Here is a 20,962-nt window from a genome sequence, read left to right as displayed (position 1 = left end):
TCGTGATCGGTCAGCGCTTCAGGCCGGGGGCGTCCATCTTGCCGCCGTTGGCCATCACACCGAGGAAGGTAATCAGATCGACGGACGCCTGCGAACCGAAATTCAGCTCGGGCAAACGCTGTTGACGGAAACAGTCGTACATCCGCCACTGCATCGTGCGCAGCGCACCCTGCGAGACACGATAGCCCGGCCACGTCGCAAACGCCTGACGCGCCGCCGCAGGCTTGGTCAGGTTCGGCAGGTCCTGAAGACGAATGCGCTTGTCGTCAGCCCCATGGCACGACGCGCACGAGAAATCGTACGGACCGGCACGGTAATAGAAGATCTTCTGGCCACGCGCATACGCTTCCTTCTCTTCCTTGCGCGACTGCGGCACGTGGATGAGTGCACCTCGCGACTGACCGGCCACATAGGCGGTGAGCGACTCGAGATCGGTCGGGTCCTGGCCTTCCTTGGAGAACGGCTGCTTGATGACGTCTGCCCGCTTGAAGCCCTGCAGATTCACCATGCATTCGACGATGCGCGACTCGGCGTCGAGCACGCGTTTCGTATCGGGGAAGTAGCGCGGCAGTTGCGCGTAGGCGTCTTTCACGACCCCGGCGCCAAGGCCCAGGTCGCACTGCGCGAGTGAGACGTTGTTCGGGCCGCGCGGCGTTTTCCAGAGTTCCTCGCCACGCATTTCGATCAGTTCTGCGGGGTTGCCGTCGGCGAGCATCTCGCGATATTGCGCGATGGCGTCGGCCGTCGAGCTATCGGCAGCGAATACGGCGGCGACGGGGGCGCTGGCACCCGCGATGGCGAGCATGCCGCCGAGCACAGTCCGACGCAGCCATGCTGCGTGACGTGGGGTGCTCACCCGTGCGCTATGTTGCGCCTCAAGCATCTGAGTCTCCTCTGTGTGGGGTTGTTCGGCGCATCACGGGGAGGCTCCCCGTCAGCGCCACCGCGCACTTCCCGGCGTTCGCTCCGTCAGGCGATGGCCGCCTCGTCGGTACGCGAGTCGCCCTTGTTGTCAGTCCACGTCACCGTGACCTTATCGCCCTTCTTGCCGCCCTTGAACTTGAACGACATGAACGGATCTTTCGACACCGCCGGCCCCCATTCGGCCGTCAGCACCGTCTTGCCGTTGCAGGTGACCATGACCGTCTGGATGAAGTGCGCAGGGACGATATTACCGGAAGCGTCTTTGCGTTGACCGGTTTCCATGATGTGGCTCATCAGCACCTTGACCTCGACGACACCGCCGGCCTCGGTTGCGCGAATGCGCATCGGATTACCCATGTTGTGGCTCCTCTAGAGTTCTACGATGCGCCGCTTAACCGCCGCAACCGCCCAACGTGACCTTGATTTCCTTCTCGGCCACGAGGTACTTGTTATCCGCCTTGACGAGTGCGTAGACCTTCGAGGTCTGCCCCATCTTCACGCGCGTGGTGACCGACGGCTCGGTGCCGTCCGGAATGTCGAACGACGCGGCGAGCGTATTGGGATTCTTCTCGATCAGAATCGCGATCATTTGCGTATGCGGTGCCTTGCTCGTCACCGCCACCGGCACGACCGCACCGTTCTCGGCAATGTCGGGAGCGGTCAGCACGACCAGGTCGCTGGGGCTCGCGCTCGTGCCGCCAAGCGCCTTGACCGTATCGGCCACGCTTCGGGTCGCAAACGCCGCCTTGTTCCATTCCACCTGTGCCGCGCGGGCCTCTTCGGGCTTGATCAGCCCGGCGGCCACCGCCAGTCCCATTACCGCGGAAAACCGCAGCATGTCGCGTCGCTGTTGGTTCATCTCTGTGTATTTCCTTCTCTGAAGGCCGCCGATGCGAAACGTGCTGAAGACACCTGTCGCACCGGCCGCCGTTCGCTCGCCCGATCTGCCGCCCGATCCTGCATGGCGGCCGGCCGGCGAGCCCCCTGCCCCGGTATTACTTCGCCGGGGCGCCGGCCAGCACCCACTCAACGAGGATCTTGGCATCGGCATCCGACATGCTCGGGTGCGCCGGCATCGGGATCGGACCCCAGACGCCCGAACCGCCGCCCTTCACCTTCTTCACCAGCTTGGCCACAGCGTCCTTGTCGCCCTTGTACTTGGCAGCGACATCCTGATAGGACGGCCCCACGAGCTTCTTGTCGACGGCGTGGCAACCCATACAGGCGTTGGCACCCGCGAGCTTGGTCGCCGCAGCGACATCGACACCGGCGTGCGCCAGCGAGGTGCCGGCCAGCATGGCCGCAGCGATCAGCATCTTCTTCATCGTATCTCCTTCGATTTGTGTAGGGGACGGGGTCCTGCGGCGGCCTGACAACCCTGGCGCATCCGTCGGACACCCTGCCCGCTCAATGTGCACCACGGAGAATCCAGTCGACCATCGTGCGGACGTCGGTCTCGGCGACCTGTGCCTGAGGCGGCATTGGCATGCTGCCCCAGTTACCGGCGCCTCCGGCACGTATCTTCGCCACCAGTTTTTCAGTCGCATCCGACTGCCCATGGTACTTGGCGGCGACCTCCGAGAAGGCGGGCCCGATCTTCTTGTCGGTCACACCGTGACAGGCCAGACAACCATTCTTGTCCGCAAGCGTTGCTACCGATGACGTCGCAGCAGCGGTTTGGGCCGGCGCGTCCGGACTCGTCATGCCTAGCGTGACGAGGGCCGCAGTCTTGCGCACCGACGCATTTTGCGCGGCAGTGCCCGACAGCGGCGGCAGCTTCGTATCGACTCCGCGCACCGGTCCGACGACACGGTTTTGCGCGGCCAGATCCCCATGTGCGTCGCGGGCGTACGCAGGGAGTGCGGACGTCACGATACCAGCCTCGGGACAATCCTGCATACAGGCCTTGTTATGGGTATCCGGTTTGTCGCCCACGCGCCACATGCCGTGCGAGCGCGTCATGCCGTTGCGGTTGGGCATGAGTTTCTGCACGTCGGCGATGTTCTTGTCGGACAGCACGAAGTCCGCCGGCACGATCTCGCCGAGATTCAGGATGTAGGCCGTGACCGCGTACACCTCGTCCGGCGTGAGCGAGCGCGGCGCATTCCACGGCATGGCGCGACGGATGTAATCCCAGATCGTCGAGACCGTATCGACCTTCATGAGCGTGGTGCGCACCGGCTGGTTGTTCGCGCGCAGCGACGCCACGTGCCCGGTCTTGATGTCGTCGGCCGTGGTGCCGCCCACCAGCGGGTTGAACACCTCGTTGCTCTCGCCAAACGTGCCATGACACGACGCGCAGCGCGCATCGAAGAGCTTCTGGCCGTCGGCCACCGACCCCTGCCCCTTGGGCAACCCCTTGAAGTCGGGACGCACGTCGATGTCCCACGCACTCAGTTCGGCGGGTGTGGCGTCGCGTCCGATGCCGGCGGGGGCCTTGATCTTGACGGGTGCCGTCTGCGAGACGCTGACCGGGGCTGCCTTCGCCGGAGCCGAGAGCCACGCGACAACGGTCAGTGCGGCGAGCGCCAGCGCACTTGCCCAAAGGAGGGCGATGATCGCCACCTGTATGCGCCGCAGCATGTGACGAGATAATTTGCGTTCAATCGACGTGAACATTGATCACCTCCCCGTTTGCCGCCACTTGCCACGTCTGGATCGCGTTGTTGTGATAAATCGACTTGGTGCCGCGCACGTCGCGTAGCTGCCGGTAACGCGGCTGCACGAAGCCCGTCTCGTCCACCGCACGGCTTTGCAGCAACGCGGGCGAGCCGTCCCACTGCCAGTCGAAGTTGAAGCGCGTGAGGCACTTCGGCAACACGGGCGACTCGAGCCGCGCCGCGCGCCACGACTTGCCGCCGTCGGTCGACACGTCGACCCGTTTGATGCGGCCCCGCCCCGACCACGCGAGGCCCGTCACGTTGAAATAGCCGCGATCGAGCAGCGCCTGCCCCCCCGAGGGCGACGTGATGACGGATTTGCACTCCTGAATCGAGGTGTACTGGCGATGCTGACCGTCCGGCATCAGGTCGACGTAGTGGCTCGTTTCATCTTTCGTATTCCACGGCGCGTCGCCCACTTTGATGCGGCGCAGCCATTTGACCCACGACACGCCCTGCACGCCGGGCACGACCAATCGCAGCGGATAGCCATTCTCGGGGCGCAGCATTTCGCCATTCATCCCCCAGGCGACGAGCACGTCCGAGAGTGCCGCTTCCATCGAGATCGTACGGGTCATGCCGGAGCCGTCGCCGCCTTCGGCGAGCACGAACTGGCCGCGCTTGGTGTCGGCGCCCACGTCGTCGAGCAGCACGGACAGCGGCACCCCCGTGAATTCGCAGCACGACAGCATGCCGTGCGTGTACTGGACAGTCGGCACCGCCGCATTGCCCCACTCCATGCCGGTGTTCGCCCCGCATTCGATGAAGTGCATGCGCGAGACCGACGGCAACCGCATGATGTCGTCCATCGTGTACACCTTCGACTCACGCACGAGGCCGTGCACCATCAGGCGGTGTTGCGTCGGGTCGATCTCCTGCCAGCCCTGGTGGTGACGCTCGAAGTGCAGGCCGCTCGGCGTGATGATGCCGAACAGGCCCTGCAATGGTGTGAAGGCGACCGAGGCCTGCGCCGTCTGGGTGAGTCCCGGCGACTGACGGCGTTGCAGGTTCGCTTCGTATTTCGACGGCATGCCGTACGGACGTGCCGCGACCGGCTGGCCCAGCGACGTGGCCCACGGACGCGGTTCGAGAATCATCGGGTCGCCCACGGCGCCGGGGGTGGCCGGCGCGTCGGCAGCGAAGGCCGTGCCCCCCGCCAGCGCGGCACCGGCCGCCAGAAAACTGCGCTGCAGGAAACTGCGTCGTGTCGGGTTCCATCCGTCGCGGACGACGTCGGCGGCAAGCTCGCCGTCGACGAAATTCTCCGGAGCACGGCGCAAACGGCCGGCTCGCGATGCGCTATCGCTGGTCTTGCTCACCCCTGTCTCCTCGCGTTTTGTGGCGGCCGCCGATATCGCGAGGACACGGGCGGCTTACCGCTTTTGTTCGAGCCTACGGACGCGGTCTCGTTGCCGCGCTGTCTTACGGGTCGTGCAATGCTGTGGTGCTACGGTTTCACCACGACCTGCGGCGTGTGTCAGTTCCCGCGTGGCATGAAGCCATCGACGGCACGCTCCGGCAGGGCCTCCTCCTCGATCCGGCCGGCAACCTGCACGCACACGGCGCGACAAATCTCGACCACCCCGGTATCTGCAATCGTGTAATACACCTGGTTCCCGTCGCGACGACGCGACAGCACGCCCGCCTGGTACATCGCCCCGAGATGCCGCGACACGTTCGTCTGCGACGAACCCACCTGCGTCACCACCTCGTTCACCGAGCGCTCGCCACCGCAAAGCGCGTGCAAAATGCGCAGCCGGGTCGGCTCGGAGAGCAGGCTGAAGTAGTGCGACACCTTTTCGAATACGCGATCGAGTTCTTCCATGACGCTCAGTCCGGCCAAACATAAGGTTCGTGTGAAGGCACAGAAAATGTCGTATATGCCCACATACGCATATACGGATAATCAAAATATCGGGCGACAGAAGCAAGCTGCACTGCAACATATCGGACCCCGATGCAACTCGCCGGACGGCGCATGTTTCTCGTTCGTCAGCCGCGTTTCCATGTATACCGCTGGATATAGCGCACCACGCCTCATGCGATTGCGCGAGGCGTAACGCCACCCTCGCTGGCGGACGCCGCCATACGGGGGACCTCTTGGCCGATCGCGGCATAAGGGAAAAACCCGATAAGAAAAGTGACGAGGGGCGGCCGTTCGAAGCACCGCATTCAGCGTACCGCGTCCCTTGAAGCGAGCGATGCTGCGAGAAACCCGTCCCGTCTCACTCGAATTGATACGACCAGTTCGCGTTGAAGCGCAGCGGCCGTTTCGGCGAGTTGGTTGGGGCGTCGGCCATCGGTTTGGCCAATGACAGGTCGAGCGAGTAGTACTTGCTGTCGGAGATGCGGACGCCCAGCCCGACGGAGGCGAGTTGATTGTGGAACAACTGACCGGCATTCACATAGACGCGCGCGGTATCGAGCATCAGATACGGCTGGATCGTCTTGAGAAAACGGAAGTCGGTGCGGAACATCCTGTTCAGCTCGATGGACGCTCCCCAGCCTTTGTCTCCGGCGATTTCGCCCGCCGGATACCCGAGACCGAAGCGCTGGCCACCGAACGTCGCCTGCTCGGACGTTGGCAGCGTGTTGCTGCTGTACTGCGCACCGGCCGAGACGATGACGCCGAAGTCCCACGGCAGCACCACACCTTGTTTGCCATCGAGCGTGAAGCGCCAGAAGGCCAGATCGTAGGGGCCGAGTATTTGCGGCAGGCCCGCCGGTTGTGTCGTGTAGGACTGGCTCGCGCCCATCCCGTTGAACCCCTTGAACACGCCCAGTGCGGCGCTGCGCGTTTGCTTGTCGGTGACTTCGTTGTACGCGAGTTGCACTTGCCCGGCGCGTACGTTCGTCTGCGAATTGATGTTGTTCGGCGAATTCGGCACTTCGTAGCGATCGCGTGAGTTCACGCCATACATGCCACCACTGACCGTCAGGCTGCGTTGATTGTTCAGCAGAATCGGGTACGACACGCTCACGGCGACACGTTTGGTATCGAGGTGTCGCGTGAGTCCGGCGAGCGCCTGATCGTCGGGCTGTCCGCGATAGTGCGACGCATCGACACGCGCCTGCAAACCGTCCGAACCCAACGGCTGGATATACGACGCGGCATAGAACTCTTCGTCGTTGTGGCCCTTCGGCGCGATGGCGGTGAGCTGAATCTGTTCGCCGAGCGGCGTGAGCGCGTTACTCGACACCGTGAACACGCCGCGAACGCCGGGGTTGTTATACGAGAGCGACGTGCCCAGCGCCACAGGCTGACGCGACACATCCAGCGAGAGTTCGGTCGCGCCGTCGGTCTGCGTGGGCGGCTGCACGTCGGCCTTGATCTTCATGCCGGGCACGAGCGTGAGCAGATTCAGATAACGCTCGAACGTGGCCCGCTTGAGTGGACGCTCCGCCTCGATATGCGCGGCGATGTCGCGCAGACGTTGTTCCGACGGCCCCGGTTTGCCGGTAATTTTCGTGCTCGAGATATAGCCCTCGACCACGGTCACGCGCACGAAGCCTTCGTTGAAATCCTGCGCCGGAACGAACGCGAAGGACAGCAGATAGCCTGCGTCCTGATACATTTTCGTGACCTGATTGGCCTTCTCGACCAGATCACCGATGGTCACTTCCTTGCCCGCCATCGGCGCGAACAACCCGGCCACCGATTCGAACGACAGCGACTTGACACCTTCGATGCCGAAACGCTGCGGCGTGATCTTGCGGGCGAGCAGCGACTTGAGGGCGTCTTCCTGCGTCGGCGGCTGAATTTGGAAGGTGGCGGCCGGCGCCTTGGGCGCCTCGATCTTCGGAAGACTTTGCAGTGGATCGCCGCGCACGGGGCTACCATCGGACCAGGCTTGTTGCGTGCTCAGCAGGCTGATGGCTGACAGCGACACGGCAACGAATCGAACGACGACTTTGCGGTCGCGAACAGATTTGATCGAGACGCCACGCCCGATGCGTGACGAAAGACGCGACTCCCCCTGGCGATGCGCCATCCCCACCCCCTTATTTTTTCGTAGGGCCAGTGTAACCGGGAGGCGTGAGGCCCCGTCAACGGGGGAATCCGGGGAGATTCGGCACCGACACAACAACCGGATCATGGGCGTCGGCAGTACGTAGGTTGCGTCGCTTAGAGGCTATCCTCCAAACGCATTTCGACGGCAGCGAATGCCGTCGGCATCCGCATCAGGCCAGCGTATCCGCCCAGATGCCCTGTGCCCATGCGAGTCCTAGTGCGAACTCGTCTCGCGTGGCGCGTGGCGAAGCGCCGCCCGTGCCCGGCACCGGCAGCATGGTGTGCTGCGCGGCGTCGTAGCGATGAACACTCGCCACGTGCATCGCTTCGGTCGCCGATACGAAGGTGTAGCAAGTATTGCTGTAGAGCGGTTCGGGGTTGACCGGGCGGCCGGACAGCGTCGCCACAATGGCCGCGGCGCAGACTTTGGCGTGCTGGTTGGCCATGTGGCCGGACTTCGGCATTTGCGGCGCGATCTGGATGGCGTCGCCCAGAATATGAACGTCGGGTTGCGCCTTCGAGGCGAGCGTCAGGAAATCGACGTCGCACCACCGGCCGTTGGCTGTTGCCAGTCCGCTCTCTACGGCAATATCGCCTGCCCGCATCGGCGGAATCACGTTCAGCACGTCGGCCCGGATCTCCTCGCCCAGTTCAAAGCGTGCCATTTGCTTTGCGCCGTCGATGGCCACGTCGGTGCAATTGAACTGCGGGTGATACTCGACGATCCCGGCAAATTGGGTGCGCCAGACCTCGTGAAACTGCTCCGCTTCGGCGAGCACCTGATCGTTGGCGTCGAAGATGAGGACCTTCGCGCGAGGCTTGTGCCGCTTGAGCCACGCTGCCGCCTGACACGCGCGCTCGTAGGGAGCGGGCGGGCAGCGAAACGGCGCTTCGGGAATCGTGACGGCGAACACGCCCCCGTCGGGCATCGCTTGCAGACGGGCGTGCAGCGCGGCGCTTTCCCGGGCATCGGTCCACGCTACCGGCAGGGCGTCGCGGATCGCCGGATCGGAGAGCCCGGCAATGGCGTCCCGGCGCAGCGACACACCGGGGGCAACGATCAGCTTGTCATACGGAAGACGGCCGCCGTCGGCCAGTTGCACCCGTTTGTTTGCCGCGTCGATGGCACTGGCTCGCGTGCGCCGCCAGACGATGCCATGTCGCGCGACGAGCCTGTCGTAGGAAACCGTCAGGTCGCTCACACGCAGATTCCCGCCGACCACGAGATTCGACAACGGTGAAGAGACGAACGCCGGATTCGGTTCGACGAGCGTGACGTCGATCGTATGGCCCGAGAGCAGGCGCAGTGCCTTCGCGGCCGTGGCACCGCCGAACCCGCCGCCGATGACGATCACACGGGCGCGCCCCTTGACCGGTGTCGGCCAGAGCGGCGCTGCCAACGCCGGGGGGGCGCCAGCCCATGCGGTTGCCGAACCCAGACCAAGAAGAAAATCGCGGCGACGCATCGTGTCCGCCTTATCGGGAATTAGGTGCGGACGCAGACGCCGCATCGGCCGCGGGCTGCGCCGCGAAGTACGCCGCGATACGCTGCAATTCGTCGTCGCGATAGCCTTTGAGAAGCTGCGGCATCAACGTGGCAGGACGCCGTGCGTCGCGCATGGCTTGCAACACCGTCATGAGTTCCGCCACCGGGCGGCCTTCCAGCGTCGGCAGCGCCGCCTTGCCAGCGCTCACCGGCGCCGACGCGTTGTGACAACTCATGCACGCCATCGCCCAATCGCGGGCCTGCCAGTCGGGTGGCGACGCCTGCGAGGATATCGGCGCGACGAACACGGGAGACGCCGCACGCACGCCGGAGGCCGGTGCGGCAAACGCCGCGCCCGTGGCGGCGAGCCATGCGGCGGACGTCAGAACGAATGCCGCCGCTATCGTCCGTCTCGTCATCGGGTGACGGAGGCGATAGCGGCGTTTCACTGCTGGGCAGAGGACGGCACGCATGCGCACGGAGGGTGTCCGAGGCTTGGGAGGGGCTCGGAAGAGGCGTGCGTCAGTTACCGGTCCTGGTCGACGGGCCGGGCTTGACGGGGCCCTCGCTGATCGGCGCGGGCGAGGACAGCGGTTTGGCCGTCACCGTATCGTTGCCGATCGGCGTAGTCGTGACCGTGGCGGCATTCGAATCGTCTGCCTGCACCGGCGCCGGGTTCTTCGCAGCCTCGGTCGACAGGCGTTGCGCTTCTTCCGGCTTCACGTATTCGTAGAGCTTGATGACCTTTTGCACACCGTCGATGCGGCTCGCCACATTGGCACCGATACGGCCTTCCTCTTCGGAGACGAGGCCCATCAGATAGACGTCGCCACGCTCGGTGACCACCTTGAAGACGTTGGCCGAAATCTCCTTCGTATTGATCAGGTTGGCCTTCACCTTGCTGGTGATCCAGGCGTCGTTCGAGCGCGAGCCGAGGGAACTCTTCGGTGCGATGGCGATTTCGTCGACGATACCGCGCACGTTATTGATCTGCTTGACGATGTCCACCGCGCGCTGCTTGGTCTTCTCGTCAGGCACTTCGCCGGTCAGCAAGACGCGGCGATTGAAGACGGTCACGTTCACATGCACGGCATCGTCGGTCAGGGTATTGGCGATGTTGGCTTCGGCCTTGACCTGAATTTCGCGGTCTTCCGTTTGCGCGCCGACGGAACGACGGTCGGTGGCGACCAGTGCGCCGGTCGCAGCGCCGCCGAGGAGGATGGGGACGCAGCCGCCCAGGGTTGCAACAATCAACGCTGCCGCAGCAAGCGGCTTAATCACGCGTTGGAAACTCATCGGGCTTTCTCCTTATTGGATAGTCGAACGGGGCGGCCCCCGCCGCACTCAGCCGGCACCGTTCGCCCCCGCGATCCGGTGCCCGTCATGATCTTGACGCCTTACGATGACAATAGGTTCACGCTTCGCCGAAAAGCATCGCGTCGACCAGGTCGCAGAGACAGTGAATCGTCAGCAGGTGAACTTCCTGAATTCGCGCGGTGCGCTCGGCCGGCACGCAGATGTGCACGTCCAGTTCGCCTAGCGCGGCATTGACCTTGCCGCCGCCCTTGCCGGTCAGCGCGATCACATGCATGCCACGCTCGTGCGCAGCGTCGATGGCGGCGAGCACGTTGCTGGAATTGCCCGACGTCGTGATGGCAAGCAGCACGTCGCCCTCCTGGCCGAGTGCGCGCACCTGCTTCGAGAAGATCGCGTCGAAGTTGTAGTCGTTGCCGACGGCCGTGAGGATCGACGAGTCCGTCGTCAGCGCGATGGCCGGCAATTCGGGACGCTCACGCTCGAAGCGGCCGACGAGTTCGGCCGCGAAGTGCTGACAGTCGGCAGCCGAGCCGCCATTACCGCAGGCGAGGATCTTGTTGCCGTTGGACAGCGCTTCGAACATGACGTCCGCTGCGGCGGCGATATATTCCGGCAGCGCGTCGCGCGCCGCCAGCTTGGTCTCGACGCTATCCGTAAAGTGTTGCTGAATTCGTTCGATCGACATGGTCGTTTGCCAGGGTGTCGCAAAAGCGGCCGGCCTCGCCTCGGAGTCCCATGGGGACTCACCTGCGCCGGCCGGCGTTCACAGGCCGTCAGTCTTGAAAACGGCACTTCCGCAAGTGTAACAGGGCCGAGGGGCGCGGGTTTCGTCAGAAATCGTCGGTGCGAAAGGCATCGGGCAGCCAGCACGCCACCGGCGGATGGCCGTCGAACGCCACGACATCGAAGCGGCAACGCGCGGCGGGACGCCGCAACAGATAGTGACGTGCAGCCAGCGCGAGACGACGTCGCTTGGTCCGTGTGATGCTCTCGGCAGCCCCGCCAAAGTCGCTACGCGAGCGCGCGCGCACCTCGACGAATACCAGCACGCCGGCGCGATCCCGCATAATGAGGTCGATTTCGCCGCCGCGACACCGATAGTTGCGTGCGACTAGCCGCCAGCCGCGCCGCTCCAGCAGCGTCTGCGCGCGGCCCTCGAACGATTCTCCAAGCTGATTCGACATGGTTGTTCCGATGTTTGACGTGACCGGCGATGCCGATGTTACCCACGCCCGCCCGCCCCGCGAGGCGGTGCTTTCGTTGGCGGGAGCCCGACGCCATGGATGAGCGCCTGATGTCGCTGGCCGAGGGCCAGCATTACCCGGCAAGCACGCTTTACGTCGTGGCGACCCCGTTGGGCAATACTGCCGACATCACGGTGCGAGCGCTTCACATCCTCGCCATGGTCGACGCCATCGCCTGTGAAGATACGCGTAACAGCGCGCAGTTGCTGCAGCGATACGGCATCGACAAGCCGTTGATTGCGGCCCATCAGCACAACGAGAATGAAGCGGCGACGCGGCTCGTCGAGCGCCTGCGCGGCGGTGAACGCATCGCTTACATTTCGGATGCCGGCACCCCCGGCATCTCGGACCCCGGCGCACGGCTGGTCGACGCGGTGCGTGCCGCCGGCCTCCCGGTGGTGCCGGTACCGGGCGCAAGCGCGGTGATCACGCTGCTCTCGGTGGCCGGAGCGTGGGTAGAGACATTCACCTTCGTGGGATTCCTGCCCTCGAAGGCGCAGCAACGGGCTCAGGCGATTGCCGCGCTTGCGGGATCGACGTCGGCGCAGGTCTTTTACGAGGCGCCGCATCGGATCATGGAGACGGTGGCCGCGCTGGCCGATGGCTTGGGCGGCGAGCGACGCCTGCTGATCGGGCGCGAACTGACCAAACGCTTCGAAGACATTCACGAGTGCGCACTGAGCGAGGGCGTGGCGTGGTTGAAGGCGGACGCAAACCGTCAGCGCGGCGAGTTCGTACTGGCGGTCTCGGGCGCGATGGCGAGTGCGAGCGAGGACGGCGTGGACGCCGAAGCGCAGCGCATCCTCGCCCTGCTGGTCGCGGAACTGCCGACGAAGAGCGCCGCCAAGCTCGCGGCGGCGATCACCGGCGCGCCCAAGAACGCGCTTTACGAGCGCGCGCTGGCACTGAAGAACGGTTGATTGCCGGGCGCGGGAAGCGGGGTTCGGAGGCGTCAGGAATCGGACGTTTCCGACGACGATTTCTCTGTTTGCCCAAGTGCCGCTAAACAAAAAAACCCGCCGAAGCGGGCTTTTCCATCACATGGCGGCGATCAGCTCAGCAGCAGCGCATCGTCGTCGAGTTGTTCGCCGCGTGTGCGTTCGAACATCTGCAGCAGATCGGGCACATCCAGCCCCTTGCGCTCGTCACCCGACACGTCCAGCACGACCTTGCCCTGATGCAACATCACGGTGCGGTCGCCGTAATCGAGTGCCTGACGCATGCTGTGCGTAACCATCATCGCCGTCAGCTTGCTCTCCTGCACAATGCGCGCCGTCAGCGCCAGCACGAACGAGGCCGTCTTCGGGTCCAGCGCCGCCGTATGCTCGTCGAGCAGCAGAATCCGCGACGGCTGCAACGACGCCATCAACAGACTCACCGCCTGACGCTGCCCCCCCGAGAGCAGCCCGATACGGTCAGAGAGCCGGTTTTCCAGTCCGAGATTGAGCAGGCTCAGCTTCTCGCGGAATCGCTCGCGCAACTCTCGATTCAACGCAAAGCGGAAACCCCGGCGTTCGCCGCGCTTGACCGCCAGCGCCATGTTTTCCTCGATGGTCAACGCCTCGCACGTCCCCGCCATCGGGTCCTGAAACACGCGCGCCACCTGATTCGCACGCTGCCATGCCGTCTTTTTCGTGACGTTGTTTCCGTCGATGGAAATCGTGCCCGAATCCACCGACAGGTCACCGCTGATCGCGTTCAGGAAAGTGGACTTGCCCGCCCCGTTCGAACCGATCACCGTGACGAACTGGCCCGTCGGAATCTCCAGCGACATGCCGCGCAGCGCGCGGTTCTCGATGGGCGTGCCCGGGTTGAAAGTGATCTTGAGGTCTTTTGCGCTCAACATGATCAGGCACCTCCGTTCTTGCGGGCAAACAGCTTCCGGCGCGTCGCGGGCAGCACCAGCGCCACCGCCACGAGCAAGGCCGTCACCAAGTTGAGGTCCTGCGCCTTCAGACCGATGAAGTCACTGTTAAGCGCCAGCGCAATGAAGAAGCGGTACAGCACCGCCCCCACGACCACCGCCAGCGTTGTGAGAATGAGGCGTCGTGCCGGCAAGATCGTCTCACCGATGATCACCGCCGCCAGACCGATCACGATGGTACCGATCCCCATCGAAATGTCCGCGCCGCCCTGCGACTGCGCGAACAACGCACCCGCGAGCGCCACCAGCGAGTTCGACAGCGCCATGCCCGCCAGAATCTCGTGACCGGTGTTCACGCCCTGCGCGCGAGCCATGCGCGGATTCGCGCCTGTCGAGCGCATGGCGAGGCCCTGCTGCGACGAAAAGAAGTAATCGAGACCGAGCTTCACCACGACCACCACGGCCAGCAGAAGCAGCGGACGCAACACGTAGTCCGGCAGCCAGTTCGGGGCATTCTCCGGCAGGATCATCGTGAAGACCGTCGGCGAGGTGATCAGCGGCACGTTGGGTGCGCCCATCACGCGCAGGTTCACCGAGTACAGCGCGATCATCATCAGGATACTGGCGAGCAGATCCATGATCTTCAGCCGCACATTGAGCCAGCCCGTGATGAAGCCCGCCAACGCCCCGGCCGCCATGGCCGCGACGGTCGCCGCGAACGGATTGGTGCCGCCGGCGATGAGTATCGCCGCGACCGCACCGCCCAGCGCGAAGCTGCCGTCGACGGTCAGATCGGGGAAATTGAGGATGCGGAAGGAAATCAGCACCCCGAGCGCCACGAGGCTGAAGATCAGGCCGATCTCCAGTGCGCCCATCATAGAAAAAAGGGACATTTTCGTAATTCCACTGCGCAAGACAGCCCATGCCGGGTCTCGGCATCAGCGCTCGCACGGCCGACATAGGCCAGTTCGGGTCATCGCCGGTCGTTATGCGACCGCGTCCGGGGGGAGCCGTCCCACCCATTCGATAGGAAAAGAGCGGCGGGGACAGATCGTGTCCGGACGCCGCCCTGTCGCTCGCCGGTGCATCAGGCACTCGCCCGCCGCACCGGTACCACGCGCATTACTGCTTGATAACCGTCTTGGCTTCCTTCACCAGATCGTCCGACAGGGTCACGCCTTGCTTGGCGGCCGCTGCCGTATTGACGAACAGTTCCAGATTCGAGCTGGTCTGCGAAGCGATCGCCCCCGGCTTTTCACCCTTCAGGATACGGCCAACCACCTTGCCAGTCTGACGGCCGAGATCGTAGTAGTTGATGCCCAGCGCCGCAATGGCGCCGCGCTTCACACTGTCGGTATCCGACGCGACGAGCGGGATCTTGCGGTCGTTGGCCACCTTCACCAGCGATTCGTAAGCCGACACCACGTTGTTGTCCGTGTTCGTGTAGATCACGTCGACCTTGCCGGCCAGGCTGCTGGCCGCCGAGCTGATGTCGACGGTACGCGGTGCGGCAGCTTCGACCAGCGTCATGCCGGCGGCAGGCAACAGCTTCTTCAGTTCATTGACGACCACGACCGAGTTCGCTTCGCCCGGGTTGTACACCATGCCCACACGCTTGGCATTCGGCACGACGCGCTTGATCAGGGCAACCTGCTTGTCCAGCGGCAGCTTGTCCGACACACCGGTCACGTTGGTGCCCGACGGCTCCCAGCTCTTGACCAGTTGTGCGGCCACCGGATCGGTCACGCCCGAGAACACCAGCGGCACGGACTTGGTGGCTGCCGCGACCGCCTGTGCCGTCGGCGTGGCGATACCGATGATCACGTCCGGCTTGTCACCCACGAACTTGCGGGCGATCTGTGCAGCCGTACCGACGTTACCCTGCGCGCTCTGATATTCCCACTTGAGGTTCTTACCCACCTCGTAGCCTTCCGCCTTGAGTTCGTCGCGCGCACCATCACGGATGGCGTCGAGCGCCGGGTGCTCCACGATGGCAAGTACGGCCACCGACTTCGTCGTTTGCGCGAATGCCGCGCCGGTCGTCCCCAACAACGTTGCGGCCACGGCGCACAGCAAGGTGCGCTTGGCGAGTTTGCCCATTGTCGACATCAAAACTCCTCCAGGAATACTCTTGATAGGTGCGCCGTGCCCGGGTCTCTGCGGGCCTCGTTCGGATGCACACAAAGCGTGCACCTGCGCGTGGGGCACAGTCTACCCACATCCCCCGCAGCGAACAACGGTTACCAACGCAACTTCCCCATCACCGCGCAGAACATCGGATTGCGCCCAAGTGCTGGCAGATTGGTGCGGCAATCGTAAAAAAATTAGACGATTCGGTCGCCGGTGAGCGGATGCGCGCACGTTCGTGCGAGGCGTTCAACCAATGAGATGCACCAAAAAACGAAACAATGCGCGTAATTTCGATGACAACGGGCCTTTTTGCACAATAAATATGCAAACAACGTCCCATTTTTTAAGTGGGATTGCGAGGCGAATCCGGGAGGATATTCGGAAATGGGGACGCAAGCCGCGTCTCGGTGCGCGTCAGGGTGCGGTCAGGGCGCGTTGTTGGTCTCGTCCAGACCGAGGGCGGCGACTTCGCTGCGGGAGAGTCGGCGAATTTCGACCTTGGCGTGCCCGGCGTGAATGAAGTCGAGTTGCTTGGCCGCGCCAAAGGACAGATCGATGATGCGACGGCGGGTGTAGGGACCGCGATCGTTGACTTTGACGACGACGGTCCTGTTATTGGCAACGTTGCGCACCAGCGCGAAGCTCCCCAGCGGCAGGGTCGGATGCGCGGCCGTCGGCTCGTTCATGTCGAAGGCTTCGCCGGTTGCCGTGCGCCGGCCATGAAACTTCTTGCCGTACCACGATGCCATGCCGGTCTGATAGAACGTGCCGGCGTCGGCGCGCAGACGGGCTTCGCCATCGCGTTCCGGTGCGTCGGGGTCGCCGGGATTGAGACCTTCGTTGCGGTAGGCCCGGCCAGGCCAATGCAGATCGAAGCTTGAGCCAACCGGTGCGTTGGCTTCGCGCGCACGGGCGCGATCGCCTGTCGCCGAAGGGGCGGCAGCCGTTTGGCTGGGGTGTTCGAGCGGCGTTGTGCAGGCTGTCAACGTCAGGGCGAGGGCGCAACCAACCGCGAACCGTGTGAGCATGTCGCGTGTTCGCATAGGCCGCAAGTTTAACACGTCGTCAAACTCAACCCATCAGCGAGCGTTCACTTACGTGGTAAGACTTGTTTACAAAGCATTACGCGATTCGATGGTTCATGTCGCCCGGTGACGATTGGAAAATTCCGGCCCCGCCCCTGCGACAAAGGCCGGACACGCGGGCGGCACATCGGTCTTCGGCGGTGCATCGGGCGACCGCACCCCGGCCCGAATTACAATAGGCAAAAACCGCGTCCCCGATAACTCATGAACGTTACCCTGATTCCTGTCACGCCTTTCCAGCAAAACTGCTCCCTGCTCGTCTGCGATGCGACGAAGCGCGCCGCCGTGGTCGACCCCGGCGGCGATATCGACCGAATCGCTGGCGAGATCGAACGCCAGGGAGTGACGCTTGAGAAGATCTTCCTGACGCACGGCCATCTGGACCATTGCGGGGGCGCGGGCGCACTGGCCGCGAAGTACGACGTGCCGATCGAAGGTCCACATCCGGACGATGCCTTCTGGATCGATCAGCTCGAGGCGCAAAGCGCGCGATTCGGGTTTCCCAAGCCCGAACCGTTCACGCCCGACCGCTGGCTGGGTGACGGCGACACCGTCCGGTTCGGCGAGGTCACCCTCGATGTGCTCTATTGCCCGGGGCACACGCCGGGTCACGTGGTGTTCTTCTCGGCAGACGAGCGTCTGGCCTGTGTCGGCGACGTGCTGTTCGCCGGCTCCATCGGCCGCACCGACTTTCCCCGTGGCAACCATGCCGATCTGATCGCCTCGATCTGCAACAAACTCTGGCCGCTCGGCAACGACGTGACGTTTATTCCGGGGCACGGCCCCGTCTCCACGTTCGGACAGGAACGTCAGACCAACCCGTACGTCGCCGACGCCGTGCTCGCCCGGAGCGCCGTATGAGTGAGGCCATGTCCCGCACACCGTCGCGCATCATTCCCGTCGACGAGGAGATTTTCGTCAGTACCGACGTCGAGGCCGATGGCCCGATCCCCGGCCCGCATTCGATGCTCAGCTTCGCGTCGGCGGCCTACACGGCGGACAAGGAACTGATCGGCACCTTCAGCGCCAACCTCGAATGTCTGCCGGACGCCAAGGGGCATCCGCTGACGATGAAATGGTGGAAGACCGAGCCCGAGGCATGGGCCGCTTGCCGCGTCGATCCGGAAGACCCGGCCAAGGCGCTCAAGGCGTATGTGAAGTGGGTGGAAAAGTTGCCGGGCAAACCGGTGTTCGTCGCCTATCCGGCGGGGTTCGATTTCACGTTCATGTTCTGGTACATGATGCGTTTCGTCGGACGTTGCCCGTTCTCATGGTCGGCACTCGACATCAAGACGCTCGCGTTCGCGATGACCGGCATGCCCTACCGCAAGTGCATCAAGCCACGTCTGCCGCAGGTCTGGCTCGACCCGCTGCCGCACACTCACGTGGCCCTCGACGACGCACTCGAACAAGGCGCCCTCTTCTGCAACATGCTCGCAGAGCTGCGTGACCAGCAGAAGACGTTGTCCGAACTCCCCGGCTGGCGCGGCGCCGGGCTCACAGCCAACGCCGACGCCCCGGTGTTCGGTTCTGCCGCTGCGGCAGCCTTGGCCGAAGCGGCAGACGCCGAGTCACCGGACACCGGCCCCGGCAAAGACAGCACGGCCCACGGCTGAACCCCGCCGGCCACTGGCAAGCGCGACGTGTAACGCGTCGCGCTTGCGATGCCGGCCGCTTATAGAACGTTGTTCGCCAACTCGGGCGGACGCGCAATCACCGCCTTGTCGCCATTGACCACGATGGGACGCTGCAACAGCTTCGGATGCTTCGCCACGGCGGCGAGCAATGCGTCGTCGGTCAGCCCCGTATCGGCCAGCCCCAGTTCCGCATACTCGGTTTCGTTGCTGCGGATCATCTCGCGCACGGGCACACCCAGCAACTTGTGCAGACGCTTGAGTTCGGCAAGCGCCGGCGGCGTCTTCAAGTACTCGATGATTTGCAGATCGCTGCCGCCCACGGCAGGAGAGCCCTCCACGAGGGCCAGCGCTTCGCGCGACTTCGAGCAGCGCGGGTTGTGATACACGGTAATCATGGTCACTCCATTGCGTACAAAATGCGTCCGGCGCGATATCGTTGTTCACGCCTCGAACGTGCGCTCCGAGTATGCATGGTATCGTCGTATGCCGCTACCCACGGACCTCTGCGGTAGCATCGGCGGCATCTCCCCAGCTTCACCCCAGCCTCACCCTATTAACTTCACGCATCGTCCGACGTACGCTCCGCAGGGCGCTAGCTGCCGGGTTCCCGGTGCGGCTTTTTACGTGCAGCTTTCTACGTGTTAACCGCGCTGCGCGCGCCGCATGGGTCGCCTAAGATTGGCAGAGAACGCACTGGGTGTCGCACGATCCGGTTCTTCAGGAGAAAGTGACATGGCAGGACGCTTCATCAGCATCAAGTCGCGCGACGGCAAAACCTTCCAGGCCTATCTGGCATGCCCCCAAGGGGCGGGCAAGGGTCCGGGACTGGTGCTGTGTCAGGAGATATTCGGCGTGAACGCTTACATACGCGAGCTTGCCGACCGATATGCCGAAGAGGGCTACGTCGTGCTGGCACCCGATCTGTTCTGGCGTATCGAGCCGGGCATCGAATTGGGCTATTCGCCCGGCGATTGGCAGCGGGCGTTTGCCCTGTTCCAGAGTTTCGATATCGATCTGGGGATGGAAGATGTCGGCGCGAGTGTCGACGCGTTGCGCGCCTTGCCCGAGTGTGCCGGCGGTGTCGGTGTCGTCGGCTACTGCCTCGGCGGCAAGCTGGCAGCCCTGTCCGTCACGCGCACGAGCGCAGACGTGGCCATCAGCTACTACGGCGTGGGGCTTGAGCAGCACGTCGACGAACTCGCCGGTGAGCACCCGCCGCTCGTGCTGCACATTGCCGAACTCGACAAATATGCCCCTGCCGAAGTGCGCGAAACGCTTGCCGCGCGGCTGGGCGGGCATGCCGACATCACGCTCTACACCTATCCCGACGCGGACCACGCCTTCGCGCGCCCCGGCGATCACTTCGATCGCGCGGCTACGCAACTGGCGCATCAGCGCACGATCGGCGCCTTGCGCCGTGCCGTCGGTCCGCACTACGACTTCGCGTCGCTCTGGGAGACGCATTGCGCTTACGAATTCGCCATCCGCGAAATCGATCCCCTGATGAAGACCATGGTCGACGAGCCATACGTGAATCACATCCCGACGATGACAGGCGGCGTGGGCCATCAACAACTGGCGCACTTTTACCGGAACCACTTCGTCAACAGCAATCCGCCCGACACCCGGCTGATACCGATTTCGCGCACGATCGGCGCGACGCAGCTCGTCGACGAATTGCTGTTCTGCTTTACGCATACGACGCCGGTCGACTGGATGCTGCCGGGGGTGGAACCCACCGGGCGCCGCGTCGAGATTCCGTTGGTCGCTATCGTGCGATTCCGTGGCGGCAAGCTCGAGCACGAGCATATCTATTGGGATCAGGCCAGCGTGCTGGTGCAGATCGGCCTGCTCGACGCAACGGGACTGCCGGTGGCGGGCGTCGAGACGGCGCGCAAGTTGCAGGACGAGAATCTGCCGTCCAATACCCTGATGCCGAACTGGTCGTTCGGTACCCGGGCGCACTGAGCGCGGCGGTGGTTTACCCGTCACGCGGCGTCAGTTGCCGCGTGACGGGCGTAAGGACGTGGATCACAAGTACAGAGTGTCGCGAACGCTGCGGGAGACCGCTCATGAATACGCAACTTTCCCGGTGCCAGCGGGCACCGTGCGCCGCCACGCGGCTCGCCGTCATCGCCTGTGTTCTGGCGGTTGCCGGTTGCGCCAATCCGGATTTCGAGCCCAAAAAGCCGCTCGTCCTCAACCTGATGTCCGGTCAGACGCCGGCCTCGTCGCTGGATCTGTACAAGATCGCGGCGGCGCAGCGGGTCAGCGAAGTCAACGCGCGGGAGATCACGCCGGGTAATCCACAGCCGATGTTGCGCTCGGTGGTGTCGCTCGAGTATTGGGTGGACCGCAGCGGGAACGTCACGAGCGTGGCGCTCTACCGCAGCAACGGCGATCTCGAGGCGGAGCGCATTGCCATGGCGAGCCTGCGACGGGCCAGCCCGTTACCGGCGCCCAGCCGGGCGCTGGTCGACAGCAGCGGACGCGTACGCGCGGTCGAGACGTGGCTCTTCAACAACGACGGCCGCTTTCAGTTGCGCAGCGTGGCAGCGCCTCAGATCGACGGGCAATGATATTGTGACGGCCATAGGCCCACC

General features: G+C 64.1%; 23 protein-coding genes. 5 read left to right on the top strand and 18 right to left on the bottom strand.

The genetic code is table 11. The annotated features are described in order from the left end of the window. Window positions 1–10: 10 nt before the first annotated feature. From soxA to PCO31110_RS05900, 13 genes are all read right to left on the bottom strand, one after another. Window positions 11–805 carry a sulfur oxidation c-type cytochrome SoxA gene (gene soxA / locus PCO31110_RS05960; protein WP_370855817.1) on the bottom strand — a complete coding sequence of 265 codons (795 nt, stop codon included), beginning with the start codon at window positions 803–805 and terminating at the stop codon, window positions 11–13. Between the two features lie 164 nt (window positions 806–969). Beyond that, complete coding sequence (soxZ, locus tag PCO31110_RS05955; protein ID WP_150689833.1) at window positions 970–1,281, bottom strand: thiosulfate oxidation carrier complex protein SoxZ; 312 nt, start codon at window positions 1,279–1,281, stop codon at window positions 970–972. A 34-nt stretch (window positions 1,282–1,315) separates the two neighbouring features. Beyond that, entirely contained in the window at window positions 1,316–1,783 is a 468-nt protein-coding gene (gene soxY / locus PCO31110_RS05950; RefSeq protein WP_010807640.1) for a thiosulfate oxidation carrier protein SoxY, read from the bottom strand. A 136-nt stretch (window positions 1,784–1,919) separates the two neighbouring features. Then, window positions 1,920–2,249, bottom strand: coding sequence for a c-type cytochrome (locus PCO31110_RS05945; protein WP_150584154.1), 330 nt, complete (start codon window positions 2,247–2,249; stop codon window positions 1,920–1,922). Window positions 2,250–2,331: 82 nt separating this feature from the next. Further along, on the bottom strand, window positions 2,332–3,543 hold the full coding sequence (locus PCO31110_RS05940) for a c-type cytochrome (protein WP_010807642.1): 1,212 nt from the start codon (window positions 3,541–3,543) through the stop codon (window positions 2,332–2,334). Continuing rightward, window positions 3,527–4,903, bottom strand: coding sequence for a sulfite dehydrogenase (soxC, locus tag PCO31110_RS05935; RefSeq protein WP_150689832.1), 1,377 nt, complete (start codon window positions 4,901–4,903; stop codon window positions 3,527–3,529). Before soxC ends, PCO31110_RS05940 begins: the two co-directional genes overlap by 17 nt. A gap of 158 nt (window positions 4,904–5,061) precedes the next feature. After that, a complete protein-coding gene (locus PCO31110_RS05930; RefSeq protein WP_010807644.1) occupies window positions 5,062–5,409 on the bottom strand; it encodes an ArsR/SmtB family transcription factor in 348 nt (115 codons plus the stop codon). 400 nt (window positions 5,410–5,809) lie between these two features. Further along, window positions 5,810–7,474 (bottom strand): ShlB/FhaC/HecB family hemolysin secretion/activation protein, encoded by a 1,665-nt coding sequence (locus PCO31110_RS05925; RefSeq protein ID WP_246189734.1) that lies wholly within the window; start codon window positions 7,472–7,474, stop codon window positions 5,810–5,812. A gap of 292 nt (window positions 7,475–7,766) precedes the next feature. Then, complete coding sequence (locus tag PCO31110_RS05920) at window positions 7,767–9,062, bottom strand: NAD(P)/FAD-dependent oxidoreductase (RefSeq protein ID WP_010807647.1); 1,296 nt, start codon at window positions 9,060–9,062, stop codon at window positions 7,767–7,769. A 10-nt stretch (window positions 9,063–9,072) separates the two neighbouring features. After that, the gene (locus PCO31110_RS05915; RefSeq protein ID WP_051126516.1) at window positions 9,073–9,501 is read right to left on the bottom strand and encodes a c-type cytochrome; all 429 of its coding nucleotides are present in this window, start codon (window positions 9,499–9,501) and stop codon (window positions 9,073–9,075) included. A 103-nt stretch (window positions 9,502–9,604) separates the two neighbouring features. Continuing rightward, window positions 9,605–10,378 (bottom strand): BON domain-containing protein, encoded by a 774-nt coding sequence (locus PCO31110_RS05910; protein ID WP_010807649.1) that lies wholly within the window; start codon window positions 10,376–10,378, stop codon window positions 9,605–9,607. A 118-nt stretch (window positions 10,379–10,496) separates the two neighbouring features. Then, entirely contained in the window at window positions 10,497–11,084 is a 588-nt protein-coding gene (locus tag PCO31110_RS05905) for a phosphoheptose isomerase (RefSeq protein WP_010807650.1), read from the bottom strand. Between the two features lie 145 nt (window positions 11,085–11,229). Beyond that, on the bottom strand, window positions 11,230–11,727 hold the full coding sequence (locus tag PCO31110_RS05900) for a YraN family protein (RefSeq protein ID WP_370855808.1): 498 nt from the start codon (window positions 11,725–11,727) through the stop codon (window positions 11,230–11,232). Here PCO31110_RS05900 and rsmI point away from each other — a divergent pair. Then, entirely contained in the window at window positions 11,679–12,563 is an 885-nt protein-coding gene (gene rsmI / locus PCO31110_RS05895; protein ID WP_010807652.1) for a 16S rRNA (cytidine(1402)-2'-O)-methyltransferase, read from the top strand. The genes PCO31110_RS05900 and rsmI overlap by 49 nt on opposite strands. Window positions 12,564–12,694: 131 nt before the next feature. Here rsmI and PCO31110_RS05890 read toward each other — a convergent pair whose 3' ends face one another. The 4 genes from PCO31110_RS05890 to PCO31110_RS05875 form a co-directional block, all read right to left on the bottom strand. After that, the gene (locus tag PCO31110_RS05890) at window positions 12,695–13,489 is read right to left on the bottom strand and encodes an ABC transporter ATP-binding protein (RefSeq protein WP_010807653.1); all 795 of its coding nucleotides are present in this window, start codon (window positions 13,487–13,489) and stop codon (window positions 12,695–12,697) included. 2 nt (window positions 13,490–13,491) lie between these two features. Then, window positions 13,492–14,400 (bottom strand): ABC transporter permease, encoded by a 909-nt coding sequence (locus PCO31110_RS05885; RefSeq protein WP_010807654.1) that lies wholly within the window; start codon window positions 14,398–14,400, stop codon window positions 13,492–13,494. 229 nt (window positions 14,401–14,629) lie between these two features. After that, window positions 14,630–15,616 carry an ABC transporter substrate-binding protein gene (locus tag PCO31110_RS05880; RefSeq protein WP_010807655.1) on the bottom strand — a complete coding sequence of 329 codons (987 nt, stop codon included), beginning with the start codon at window positions 15,614–15,616 and terminating at the stop codon, window positions 14,630–14,632. Window positions 15,617–16,062: 446 nt separating this feature from the next. Beyond that, window positions 16,063–16,665, bottom strand: coding sequence for a septal ring lytic transglycosylase RlpA family protein (locus tag PCO31110_RS05875; RefSeq protein ID WP_010807656.1), 603 nt, complete (start codon window positions 16,663–16,665; stop codon window positions 16,063–16,065). Window positions 16,666–16,926: 261 nt separating this feature from the next. Between PCO31110_RS05875 and PCO31110_RS05870 the strand changes: the two genes are divergently transcribed. Together PCO31110_RS05870 and PCO31110_RS05865 are read left to right on the top strand one after the other, a co-directional pair. Then, complete coding sequence (locus tag PCO31110_RS05870; protein WP_150689829.1) at window positions 16,927–17,583, top strand: MBL fold metallo-hydrolase; 657 nt, start codon at window positions 16,927–16,929, stop codon at window positions 17,581–17,583. A gap of 8 nt (window positions 17,584–17,591) precedes the next feature. Continuing rightward, the gene (locus tag PCO31110_RS05865; RefSeq protein ID WP_246189733.1) at window positions 17,592–18,338 is read left to right on the top strand and encodes a 3'-5' exonuclease family protein; all 747 of its coding nucleotides are present in this window, start codon (window positions 17,592–17,594) and stop codon (window positions 18,336–18,338) included. Window positions 18,339–18,397: 59 nt separating this feature from the next. On the opposite strand, the gene arsC is transcribed toward PCO31110_RS05865, so the two are convergent. Continuing rightward, entirely contained in the window at window positions 18,398–18,754 is a 357-nt protein-coding gene (gene arsC, locus PCO31110_RS05860) for an arsenate reductase (glutaredoxin) (RefSeq protein ID WP_150689827.1), read from the bottom strand. 337 nt (window positions 18,755–19,091) lie between these two features. Here arsC and PCO31110_RS05855 point away from each other — a divergent pair, with 337 nt between their 5' ends. After that, complete coding sequence (locus PCO31110_RS05855; RefSeq protein WP_150689826.1) at window positions 19,092–20,327, top strand: dienelactone hydrolase family protein; 1,236 nt, start codon at window positions 19,092–19,094, stop codon at window positions 20,325–20,327. A gap of 104 nt (window positions 20,328–20,431) precedes the next feature. Beyond that, window positions 20,432–20,938 (top strand): energy transducer TonB family protein, encoded by a 507-nt coding sequence (locus PCO31110_RS05850; protein ID WP_150689825.1) that lies wholly within the window; start codon window positions 20,432–20,434, stop codon window positions 20,936–20,938. Window positions 20,939–20,962 lie beyond the last annotated feature (24 nt).

Origin of the sequence: Pandoraea communis (assembly GCF_902459745.1) — a bacterium.
Taxonomy (GTDB): Bacteria; Pseudomonadota; Gammaproteobacteria; order Burkholderiales; family Burkholderiaceae; genus Pandoraea; species Pandoraea communis.
Note: the sequence above shows the minus strand (reverse complement) of the source record. Positions and strands in the feature narration are given on the sequence as shown.

Coding starts and splice junctions, on each gene's coding strand:
- soxA (WP_370855817.1), bottom strand. CDS start 805: ATGCTCGCCATCGCGGGTGCCAGCGCCCCCGTCGCCGCCGTATTCGCT.
- soxZ (WP_150689833.1), bottom strand. CDS start 1,281: ATGGGTAATCCGATGCGCATTCGCGCAACCGAGGCCGGCGGTGTCGTC.
- soxY (WP_010807640.1), bottom strand. CDS start 1,783: ATGAACCAACAGCGACGCGACATGCTGCGGTTTTCCGCGGTAATGGGA.
- PCO31110_RS05945 (WP_150584154.1), bottom strand. CDS start 2,249: ATGAAGAAGATGCTGATCGCTGCGGCCATGCTGGCCGGCACCTCGCTG.
- PCO31110_RS05940 (WP_010807642.1), bottom strand. CDS start 3,543: ATGTTCACGTCGATTGAACGCAAATTATCTCGTCACATGCTGCGGCGC.
- PCO31110_RS05930 (WP_010807644.1), bottom strand. CDS start 5,409: ATGGAAGAACTCGATCGCGTATTCGAAAAGGTGTCGCACTACTTCAGC.
- PCO31110_RS05920 (WP_010807647.1), bottom strand. CDS start 9,062: ATGCGTCGCCGCGATTTTCTTCTTGGTCTGGGTTCGGCAACCGCATGG.
- PCO31110_RS05915 (WP_051126516.1), bottom strand. CDS start 9,501: ATGACGAGACGGACGATAGCGGCGGCATTCGTTCTGACGTCCGCCGCA.
- PCO31110_RS05910 (WP_010807649.1), bottom strand. CDS start 10,378: ATGAGTTTCCAACGCGTGATTAAGCCGCTTGCTGCGGCAGCGTTGATT.
- PCO31110_RS05905 (WP_010807650.1), bottom strand. CDS start 11,084: ATGTCGATCGAACGAATTCAGCAACACTTTACGGATAGCGTCGAGACC.
- rsmI (WP_010807652.1), top strand. CDS start 11,679: ATGGATGAGCGCCTGATGTCGCTGGCCGAGGGCCAGCATTACCCGGCA.
- PCO31110_RS05890 (WP_010807653.1), bottom strand. CDS start 13,489: ATGTTGAGCGCAAAAGACCTCAAGATCACTTTCAACCCGGGCACGCCC.
- PCO31110_RS05885 (WP_010807654.1), bottom strand. CDS start 14,400: ATGTCCCTTTTTTCTATGATGGGCGCACTGGAGATCGGCCTGATCTTC.
- PCO31110_RS05880 (WP_010807655.1), bottom strand. CDS start 15,616: ATGTCGACAATGGGCAAACTCGCCAAGCGCACCTTGCTGTGCGCCGTG.
- PCO31110_RS05875 (WP_010807656.1), bottom strand. CDS start 16,665: ATGCTCACACGGTTCGCGGTTGGTTGCGCCCTCGCCCTGACGTTGACA.
- PCO31110_RS05870 (WP_150689829.1), top strand. CDS start 16,927: ATGAACGTTACCCTGATTCCTGTCACGCCTTTCCAGCAAAACTGCTCC.
- PCO31110_RS05865 (WP_246189733.1), top strand. CDS start 17,592: ATGTCCCGCACACCGTCGCGCATCATTCCCGTCGACGAGGAGATTTTC.
- arsC (WP_150689827.1), bottom strand. CDS start 18,754: ATGATTACCGTGTATCACAACCCGCGCTGCTCGAAGTCGCGCGAAGCG.
- PCO31110_RS05855 (WP_150689826.1), top strand. CDS start 19,092: ATGGCAGGACGCTTCATCAGCATCAAGTCGCGCGACGGCAAAACCTTC.
- PCO31110_RS05850 (WP_150689825.1), top strand. CDS start 20,432: ATGAATACGCAACTTTCCCGGTGCCAGCGGGCACCGTGCGCCGCCACG.